This is a genomic window from Bradyrhizobium sp. CAR08 (genome assembly GCF_052871955.1).
Map to the genome: position 1 here is coordinate 1 of NZ_JBIXJX010000069.1, position 2,313 is coordinate 2,313.

General features: G+C 57.4%; 2 protein-coding genes. Both read left to right on the forward strand.

Annotated features, from left to right (window positions below; all coding sequences use genetic code 11):
• A partial coding sequence (locus ACIPUD_RS39695) for a transposase domain-containing protein (RefSeq protein ID WP_446482879.1) occupies positions 1-114 on the forward strand: 114 nt, incomplete at its 5' end.
• A 418-nt stretch (positions 115-532) separates the two neighbouring features.
• Complete coding sequence (locus tag ACIPUD_RS39700) at positions 533-1,819, forward strand: serine hydrolase domain-containing protein (RefSeq protein ID WP_446482979.1); 1,287 nt, start codon at positions 533-535, stop codon at positions 1,817-1,819.
• The last annotated feature ends 494 nt before the right edge of the window (positions 1,820-2,313 follow it).

Sequence of the window (2,313 nt, forward strand, 5' to 3'; positions counted from 1 at the left end):
CTTGCCTTCCTGACTGACGCGCTCACCAGGATCGTCAACGGTCACCCAAACAGCGAAATCGATCAGCTGCTTCCCTGGGCCTATCGCGCGCAATCCCTCAAAGCCGTGGCCTGAGAACGACGTTTACCTCGTACTCGTTCCTGAGCAACCTTGATATGTCGAGTATAAGTTGAATTCTTGTACGCCGCAATTTGACCATCCGTTAGCAGCGACACCAACCGCACGACTACTGGAACAATGCAGCAGGGCTCTTCCCAAGACGTCCAACCGCTGATTGTATGACCTCGCAAATAAAATCTGCAGTTTCTGCGAAATTTCACCACGCGAATTAGCAAAATAACAATTTCTATCTTAGGAACAACTACACCCACTTCATCCACGCAGAAATACAGCCCGAATGGAGCAAGAACGGGTCTTTTCTGCAGTTTGCGGTGTGGGTTGCGGAAAAGCGGCAAATGACTTGCGTAAGGTTAAACAGTCTCCACCACAATGTTTGGTGCTGGAGGGGCGGACAGTTGGGGAATGGAAGGCAATGATAGAACATGAACTGCGCGCAAATTCAGGTGGCTTCAAGGGAGGCATGCCCGAGTTTGAAGGGAGAAGCTATCTCGACGGCCGCGCTTCCGATCCGCGGGAATTGGGCTTGATGCGCGGTGCGCCGCCGCCAGAAGATAAACGGATCACATTCGAGAGTGATACCTCCTTCGATTTTCCGCAGAAGCGCTGGTCGTTGTCACACATGCGCGAGCTCATGCCTACAGTGAATGTGTGGCGCGGGCGAGGCGTGCCTTCGCAGTTCGAGCGCGACGAGAGGGAGGGCGAGATTGACGCGCTCACCTTTGATGACATGGATGGTCGTACTCGTCGCTTCGACGAAGCGCTGTTCGACACCTACGCCGACGGCATTGTGGTGCTGCATCGCGGGCGCATCGTGTACGAGCGCTACTTCGGCGCGCTCGAGCCGCACCTGCAGCATGCGTGCTACTCAGTTACCAAATCATATGCGGGCACACTCACCGCTGCTTTCGTGGACGAAGGCGTGCTCGACGAGTCAAAAATAATTCCACACTACCTCCCGGAGCTGCAGGGCACGGCGTGGGAGGATGCCACGTTGCGCCAGGTCATGGACATGCAGACCGGTCTGGCTCACACGGAGGAATATTCTCTGGACGAGCGCTCCAGCGACGTCTGGGCGTATAGGCGGGCCTCTGGTCGGCGGCCGCGGCCTTCTGGCTACGACGGGCCACAGACGTTATGTGACTACCTGCGCACGGTGCGCAAGAAAGGCGCCCACGGGAGCGCCTTCGACTACAAGACTGTCAACACCGAAGTTATGGCATGGGTGATGGCGCGAGTGAGTGGCCGCTCGTTCGCGCAACTGCTGCGTGAGCGCCTGTGGGCGCCGCTCGGCTGCGAGGAGGACGGCTATGTTATCGTCGATCCGGTTGGCATGGCGGCGGCCGGCGGCGGCCTGAGCGCTACCCTGCGCGATCTTGCACGCTTCGGCGAAATGATGCGGCGCGAAGGCGAGTGGAACGGAAGGCAGCTAATTCCCGCCTCAGTCGTACACGACCTTCAAGCCGGCGATCATCCCGCTAAGCCCTACCCCGGCTATACGTACCGAAGCATGTGGTGGGTGCCGCATAACGAGCTGGATGCGATCGAAGCACGCGGCCTGCACGGCCAGCGGTTATACGTTGCGCCGAAGGCGGAAATGGTAATCGCGCGCTTCGCATCGCACCCTCTGGCGCCGGCACGCTACAATGACGTCATTAGCGTTCCGCAGATGCTGGCATTGGGGCGGATGCTGCGCCAATAGTCGGCAGGACGGTACGCGCGACCTTGACGCACATATCGAGGGCCGTGTGGGCTCAGGAATGTTCGATTGATTGAAGCGTGATCAGGTATGGGCTACGTGGATATTTAACAGATACGCTTCGCCATTTTGGCAGATTCGAGACCCAGCGGCGGGCAAATGAAAATCGGTTCGAGCACTGCTTCGACAGTTCTATGATCCCTCAAATGTTCGGCTGAAAGATGTTCATAAAGGATATTCATAGAGATGTCTGGTACGAGAGTTTCTAGGTTCACTACCCGCGAGTGCGTAAATCCGCGCGGTTCCGAGGTTGATAAAGCCGACCATGGGCGACTGTTTGGAGTTTCATGATGCCGTCGATGATTTGCACGGGCTCCGCGGATTCAGCCTCCGGATCAAGCCAGGAGAGCGCATTCAAAGCGTGGCGACCGGTAATTTCAGCTCGCCGGCACGCGATCTCCAGCGGTCATTACCTTGCCTCGCACGCTGGATTTGAG

Excerpts from the sequence above, each read along its gene's own strand:
- ACIPUD_RS39700 (WP_446482979.1), top strand. The coding sequence starts at position 533 with ATGATAGAACATGAACTGCGCGCAAATTCAGGTGGCTTCAAGGGAGGC.